At 64.8% G+C, this 7,098-nt stretch carries 6 protein-coding genes; 4 read left to right on the top strand and 2 right to left on the bottom strand.

The window, feature by feature from the left end; all coding sequences use genetic code 11:
- Positions 1 to 263: 263 nt before the first annotated feature.
- Together ACIRQH_RS40775 and ACIRQH_RS40770 are read right to left on the bottom strand one after the other, a co-directional pair.
- A complete protein-coding gene (locus tag ACIRQH_RS40775; protein ID WP_404230597.1) occupies positions 264 to 836 on the bottom strand; it encodes a transcriptional regulator in 573 nt (190 codons plus the stop codon).
- 765 nt (positions 837 to 1,601) lie between these two features.
- Complete coding sequence (locus tag ACIRQH_RS40770; RefSeq protein ID WP_404230595.1) at positions 1,602 to 2,570, bottom strand: LysR family transcriptional regulator; 969 nt, start codon at positions 2,568 to 2,570, stop codon at positions 1,602 to 1,604.
- 176 nt (positions 2,571 to 2,746) lie between these two features.
- On the opposite strand from ACIRQH_RS40770, the gene ACIRQH_RS40765 reads away from it, so the two are divergent.
- The 4 genes from ACIRQH_RS40765 to ACIRQH_RS40750 form a co-directional block, all read left to right on the top strand.
- Positions 2,747 to 3,733, top strand: coding sequence for a helix-turn-helix domain-containing protein (locus ACIRQH_RS40765; RefSeq protein WP_404230592.1), 987 nt, complete (start codon positions 2,747 to 2,749; stop codon positions 3,731 to 3,733).
- A 728-nt stretch (positions 3,734 to 4,461) separates the two neighbouring features.
- Positions 4,462 to 4,845, top strand: coding sequence for a peptidase inhibitor family I36 protein (locus tag ACIRQH_RS40760; RefSeq protein WP_404230591.1), 384 nt, complete (start codon positions 4,462 to 4,464; stop codon positions 4,843 to 4,845).
- Between the two features lie 191 nt (positions 4,846 to 5,036).
- Positions 5,037 to 5,513 (top strand): hypothetical protein, encoded by a 477-nt coding sequence (locus ACIRQH_RS40755; RefSeq protein WP_404230589.1) that lies wholly within the window; start codon positions 5,037 to 5,039, stop codon positions 5,511 to 5,513.
- Between the two features lie 182 nt (positions 5,514 to 5,695).
- Positions 5,696 to 7,098: tetratricopeptide repeat protein (locus ACIRQH_RS40750; protein ID WP_404230586.1), on the top strand; the 1,403-nt coding region annotated here is incomplete at its 3' end.

Here is a 7,098-nt window from a genome sequence, read left to right as displayed (position 1 = left end):
CGCAAGGGAATTGCCTTTGTCGTCACTCCGTGACGACCGGCTCGAATCGCTCCGCGATTCGGCCACGGGAATTCGCTCCGCGACTTCCCAAAAGCGCAGCAGCGGCAAGCGTGCCCGGCTCGACTATCCGTCAACTCGTTTTGAGGAACGCATTCTTCGCTTTCCTCAATGCCCTGGAAACACAGAAAGCGTTTATTCAGCATAATTCCTTCTTCGAAGAATGGAATATCGCTTCGCACGCACTCCCCCGACCAGCTGTGCCCTCACGCCGCGAAGCCGACGTTGGTCACGTACTCGTACTGTCCCCATTGCGAGCCGAGGTCCACGATCTGGTCGATCCAGGCTTCGTCCAAGGCCTGGTCGTCGCCGTCAGCCCAGGCTCGTACCACGGCATCCCAGTGACGGATGTTCAGGCTCCGGTATTCCACGATTCGTTGACGCGGCCGGTCGACCTGAGACTGGTTCAGGGGGTGCAGCTCGACTCGTGTGCCGCGGCCCTCGCGGTTGAGGCGGCCCAGGAGATAGCGGGCGATGTTCTGCCGGCGCACCGTCCTGTAGGCGGTTTCGATGCGTTCCAAGTTCTTCTTGGACGGAGGGCGCTTCCCGTCGAGCCAGGCTTTGAGGGTGCGGTCGGTGACCGTGAGGCCGGCTTCGCGTGCGGCGGCGCGGGCGTGGTCGGTGCGCGTCAGGTAGTGCAGGCGGGCCAGGAGACCCCGTTTGGCTGTGATGGGGGTGGCGATGTAGCCGGCGAGCTTGTCGAGTTGCCGGGCGACGGCTTCGTAGCCCTTGATGCCACGAGCACCGAATTTACCGAAATCGATGTTCCTTTCCGGCATCCTTCTCACTCCTGACTACTCGACGAACTTCCCCTATTCTAACGGAGTTTGCAACGCGATAAGGTCATTCTCGACTGATTTCCTTCATGAGTATTGACTCATGCCGTGCGAGAGTTTCTGTGCGGGTGGGTAAAGGAATCGAAGTTATGGTGCCTGAGAGTCGCCGTCGATGACAGCCATCGGGATCGTCTGGAGTGTTGGGTCGTCCGCCGCGAGTGTTGAGGCATCACGTCCAGGGATTTGCTCAGGCGGTGCGGAGTTCGAGGCGTAGTTCGAGTTGGTGGCGTAGGCGGGCAGATGCGCCGCGGAGAGCGTCGAGTTGTCGTATCTCTATGGCCGTGAGTTCTGTCCGTGCTGCCAGTGCGAGTACTGCTGCGTAGGGTCGTTCGCCCTCTGCGAGCTTCGCGGCTGTGGCATCTCGGACTGCCAGCAACACGGTGTGGTCCGCGCGGGGATGTTCCGCCAACAGGTGAAGGAGTCTGTTGTCGTTCCAGCTGCTGTCTTGGGCCGTGCTGAGTTCCAGCAGAGTGTTGGACTCCGTGTGGGGGTTGGAGGCCAGTGCGTGCCAGACGAAGGGGTAGGGGCATTGCGCTAGTTGGTGCAGGGTGGAGCTGTCGTGTTCGGCATGCGCTAGTTGCAGGTAGTCGGCAGGCGTCCGCACGTACATGATCCTTTGGATCGTCGGGACGGCCATCCTGCCATCAGGCCTCGTATCCGAGATCACCTGGCAGAACCGGGGGCGGCCTCCTCGGCGGGCAAGGTGGGCTACTCCCCTGTTCCGGCCTCGTCGAGTCGCGGTTCGCCCTCGGGTGACGGGTTGTCGGGGTGCGCTGCGGCGCGCAGGGCGTGTACGGCGGGTACGTCGCGGTTGGCTGGGAGCCATGCGAGGTGGGAGACCGAGTTGCCGAGCTCGGGGGAATCGACGTAGGTGAGTCCTGGGCGGGGGTACAGGCGGCGGGCGGCTGCCGGTAGGAAGGTGATGGCTCGTTTTTGTAGGACGGCGAGGACCATGGCTTCGGTGTCGCGGACTACGGGGCCGTAGCGCACGTTGGTTCCGTCGGGGCGTGGGTTGATGGTGAGGTGGTCCCACCACTGTCGTGGCACTTCGGGGGGCATGTTGACCACGGCGCGGTCCGCGATCTGGGCCAGGGTGAGTTCTTTTTCGTGGGCGAGTGGGTCGTCCGCCGGGAGGCAGATCACGCGTGGCTCTGTGGCGAGTTCGATGCTTTGGAAGCTGGAGGGCAGTGGTGCGCGTAGGAAGGCGGCGTCGACGGTGCCGTCTGCGAGGGCGTCGAACTGCTCGACGAAGTTCAGGTTGAGGACTTCGACTTCGAGGTGGGGGTGGCGGTTGCGCAGGCGGTCGAGGACGGTTCTTGCGTGTGGCATGGCTGCTTCGGCGCCGAGGGAGCCGATGCGGAGTCTGCCTCGTACGGTGCCGGCGTGTGTGTCGGAGACCTGGAGCAGTTTTGTCATCGCCGCGAGGACTTCTTTGGCTTGCTCGGCCAGTGCGTGTCCGGCCGGGGTGAGGGTCGGGGTGCCGCTGCGGCGTTCCAGCAGGGGGGTGTCGAGGCGCTGTTCCAGTGCGCGCATCTGTTGGCTGAGCGCGGGTTGGGAGATGAACATGCGTGCGGCTGCCCGTCCGAAGTGGAGTTCTTCCGCCAGTACGAGGAACAGGCGTAATTGGTGCAGGCTCGGCTCTCGGGCGTCTCGGCGACGCGTACTCCCGGCGACCATAGAGTGCAGGTTATCGAATCGCTGAGTGTTCCCTTCGGTTCTCGGCCGCTCTGATGTCCGGGGCTCGACCAGAATGGATCAAGGGGTCTGTTCTGCCGTGTGGTTGAGCGCGGTGGCCTCTGTCGTGCGGCGGTGAGCACCTCCCCTGTCGGTCGTGACGAGAAGGGGAGGGCGGCATGCTCCGTCTGCATTTCACCGACGATGACTTGAGGAACGTTCGGGTGTCGCGGGGGCCGGATCCCATGTGGGAGATCGTCTGCAGCCTCTGCCGATTAAAGACGGGTGATGGGCGGGCGGAGTTCGGTGTGTGGCGGGATGTGACGCGTGACAGGATTCGCCGCGACGAGAGGCTGCGTGTGGCGTTGTCGCCGCTGCGCGGTCTCGTTCCTAGCCACGGTTATATTCCCGACCTTCTCACTCCCGACGTCTCCGGCGATTTGGCGGCCGGGTTGGATGCGGTCGGGGCGACACCGGCGTGTGTGGTGGCGGACCAGGTGGGGCGGTTGAACGCCGGGCAGGCCAGGTTGCGTGGGCCGGTGGGGGGTCCGCGGGCGGACTCTGTCGATTTGATGAGAGTCGTTCGGGCGCTTCGCACGTACTTCGATACGTTGCTGAGGCCTCATCTGTCGCGCATGCGTGGTCAGGTGGGGGTGGATGTCGATCTGCGCTCGGAGTCTCTGCTCGCCGGGGGTGTGCAGGGGCTTTTGGAAAGTTTGGCTCCGTATGCGCGATGGCGGGATCCGGTCCTCGAGGTGGATTATCCGGTGAGCCGTGACGTGTTTCTGGGGGGCCGTGGGCTGCTTCTTGTGCCTTCTTTCTTCTGCTGGCGGCGTCCGACCGCGCTGGCGGATCCGGATCTGATGCCCACTTTGGTGTATCCGGTGGCCAAGCCGGCCTGGCATTTGGCTCGGGATGGTGGGAGGGGCGCCTCGCGATTGCTCGGCCGGACACGTGCGGCCATCCTCCAGGCTCTTGCCGGTCGTGACAGCTGTGGGGGATGTACGTCGACGGACATTGCTCGTGTCGTGGGTATCGCGCAGTCGAGTCTCACTTACCAGATGAGTGCGTTGCGTGATGGGGGTCTGGTCAGTAGCCGTCGTTGCGGGAAGTACGTCATTCACGCTGTCACGCCGCTTGGGCTGCGGATCCTCGACGGCGCGTGACGGGCCCGTTTGCCCCGGATCGGTAGCCGGTCGCATCAGTGTCGGGAGAGGGACTGCGGCGGGTGTACGCGTCCTGTCGGCCTCTCCTGCGTCGCCTTGGTGATTCTGCTCTGTCCTGGTGGGCGCCGGTGACATTTCGAGCTGCTTCGAATGCTTTGGCGGTTGCTTCGCCGAGGTTCCAGGCTCGGTGCGGTGGCCGGCGCGGTGATTGATACATCGTGCGGCTCTGGAGAAGGAATCATGATTCGGCGGCTCGACAGGGGAATCCATGCATACCGGCAGATTGCTTCGTACGGCTCTCGTGGCCTGTTCTTTGTCCGTCATCGCGGTTGCTACGCCTGCCCAGGCGGCAGCGAAAGCACCGGCTCCGCCTACAGATGCTGCCGTGCAGTCCTGTCAGATCGGAGGGGCCTACACGGACTTCCGCGGCACGGGGATCAACATTCGGGCCACGCCGGGCGGGCGGATCGTCGGCCAGGCAAATCGCGGGGACTGCGCGCACTGGTACCAGACTGACCCCGGCCCCAGGGTCGACTGCCCTGACGGCACCAGCACCGTGGCATGGCAACTCGTCCTGGACCTGCGCACCCGCGTTCCCGGATACGTCTCTGCCTGTTACGTCTGACCTGCTGGACGGATGGGGCGACGTACTACGGCGGGGTGGGTTGCACGCCGTCATGAGGCCTGTCCCTGGCCGGACAGGCGGAACCGCTCATCGGAGGAAAAGCATGCGTAAGACATTCGCGGCGCTGGGTTCTGCCGCTGCCCTCGTTCTGACGCTGGCCACGACTTCGGCCCAGTCGGCGGAGGCGGCGCCTGCGGCCGGCTGGAGCCGCTGTCCCAACGGTTACTTCTGCATCTTCGACGGGGTCGACGGGACCGGCACCATCGCCTGGTTCGCGTCCGGCTCCCCCGACCTGCGGGGTCAGTCGATGGATAACCGGACGTCGTCGTACTGGAACCGCAACAGCGAAGCATTCGCCCTGCACGACGGGTACAACTACACCGGCGGCTGCTGGACGGTCTTCGCCGGTACACAGACCAACCTGCCGTCACGCTTTCCCGAGTGGGACAACCGGTTCAGTTCGATCACCAAGTTCTCCTGCGGCTGAGTTCACCTGTCGCCGAGTGGGGAATCCCGTCACGGCCTGATTGTGTCCTCGACCGTCCGGGGGCGGTTGAGGCCTCAGGGGCGTCGTATCGCGCAAGGGATGTGAGGGGCCTGCCTGCCCGTGGTTGGCACTGCGGCTTGTTGGGAAGGCCCGTCGTAGGTGCGCTACGTAATGTCTGGCGTGGGGGGACTGTGACCGGTATCGAAGTCGCGGTGACATGTGTGTTTGCCTGGGCGATCAACAAGGTGCGCCGGGTCGGGGGGCGAGCCGATGGCGAAGTGGACTTCGTCTTGGATGCGGCGATGGACCGCGTACATGAGGTGGTCGTTCGCAGACTCGGGTCGGACACAGAGCTGAGCCGCCTGCAGGCGGAGGCAGAGTCGGGCCAGGAGGAGCCGAGCGCGCTGACTCGTACCCGCGTCGAGCAGGCTCTGGCCGAGGCTGCCAGAGAAGACTCTGCTTTCGCCGCCGATTTACAGGCTGCGGTCGAAGCGTGGGCGGCGCTGAGTGCGGCTTCAGCAGTTCCTGCGGCAGGCGCGTATGGACTTGTGGCCGGCGGTGCGGTCCGTGTGGTGGCCGAGGACGGTTCATTCGCTGCAGGCGTGGCCAATGTGAAGGGCGATATCAGTTTGGGAAACCCTCCTCAGCCGGGTTCGGCCCGCTCTTGAACGACCCGGGGGAATCGCCGTCACTGCTCGTGTCGGCTGTCGGTGGGGGGTTGTCTGCCTACAGTCTGCGAGCTGATTCGATCTATGTGGGGAGCCGTTCAGCTGATATTCCGGATCCCGTGACAGTGGCACCTCCTCTGGGGTTGCGTGACCCGCAGCACCCGGTACGTGGCCGTGGGGGCGTGTTGCAACGTCTGGAAGCTTCTCTGGCTCGCCCCGGTGGGGACCGGATTTCGGTGGTATGCGGCATGGGCGGCTGCGGCAAGACCGCCCTGGCGGTCGAAGTGGCCGCGTCGTGGGTGCGCGCCGGGTGGCGCGTGTGGTGGGTGGACGGCCAGCGGAGTGCGAGTCTCGAAGCAGGGATGCGTGCCGTTGCCCGTCATGCAGGTGCTTCCGAGGAAGAACTGCGCAACGGTGATACCGCCGATGTGGTGTGGGCATACCTGGAGCGCTTGCGGGAGCGGTGGCTGCTGGTCGTCGACAACGCAGACGATGTCGCTCTTCTCGATGGCCCCGGTCATCTCAGCGCCGGCACCGGCTGGGTCCGCCCGTTAGCCTCCGGTCGAGGCAATGGTGCGGTCCTGGTGACCAGTCGCGACAGTACAGTCGCGGTGTGGGGGCCGGTGTCGAAGCTGTATCCCATTCATCCATTGACCGGCGATCGTCTTGATGATGCGGCCCACATCCTGCAGGACCATGCCCACAGCTCTGCCGGTACCCACGGCGAGGCGCGGGAACTAGCCGGACGGTTGGGCGGCCTGCCTCTGACGCTCGGGCTCGCCGGCACCTACCTCGCGTCCGTGCACCAGACGTCAGGCGCCTTTCGTCCGTGCGGAACGCCCTCCACCTATGTCGACTACCGACGAGTTTGGGAGAACGAAGTGGAACGGCTGGACTCCGATCGGGTCCTGGCACGCACGTTGGCCCTGTCCGTGGGACTGCTGGAAGAGCGCGGCCAGACCCATGCCAGGTCCTTCCTCGAACTGATCACGGCTTTCGCCGATGCCGAGCTTCCCTACTCTCTCCTGCTCACTCCCGAGCGTCTGGCCGCTGCACCGGGTGGTCTCAGTACCTTGAGCGGTTCCGCGGTATGGGACCATCTGACCGGCTTGGCCGCGTTCGGCCTTGTTGACCTGCGCAGGCCCGGCGTCGATGGTCTTCCGGTTCTTCAGCTTCACCCGCTGGTACGGGACGCCTGCCGCAATCCTGCTCTTCTCGTCACAGCCGTCGCCTTACTGCAGTCCGCGGCAGGTGCTGCTGAGACCGGGATGCCGCAGGAGCCCAAGTTCTGGATGCACTGGCGGCTGCTGACACCGCATATCCTCGACGTCTTTCACCGCGCCATCTGTGAGCCGTTGCCGGGCCACATCATTCTGGCAGCGGCTACGTCAGCTGGTCGGGCCGCCCAGTATCTGCGGACCCGTGGCTTCCATGGACAGGCCCGCTCGGAATTCGAGGCGGTCCTCGCGGTGTGCCGGGACCAGCTCGGCGACAGTCATCACGACACCCTGACCACCCGGCACGAGCTTGCCCGTGTCCTGCGTGAGCAAGGCGAGCTACAGCAAGCCCGCTCGGAATTCGAAGC

Source organism: Streptomyces sp. NPDC102279 (genome assembly GCF_044766365.1).
Lineage (GTDB): Bacteria > Actinomycetota > Actinomycetes > Streptomycetales > Streptomycetaceae > Streptomyces.
This window is presented reverse-complemented; position numbering and strand designations above follow the sequence as displayed.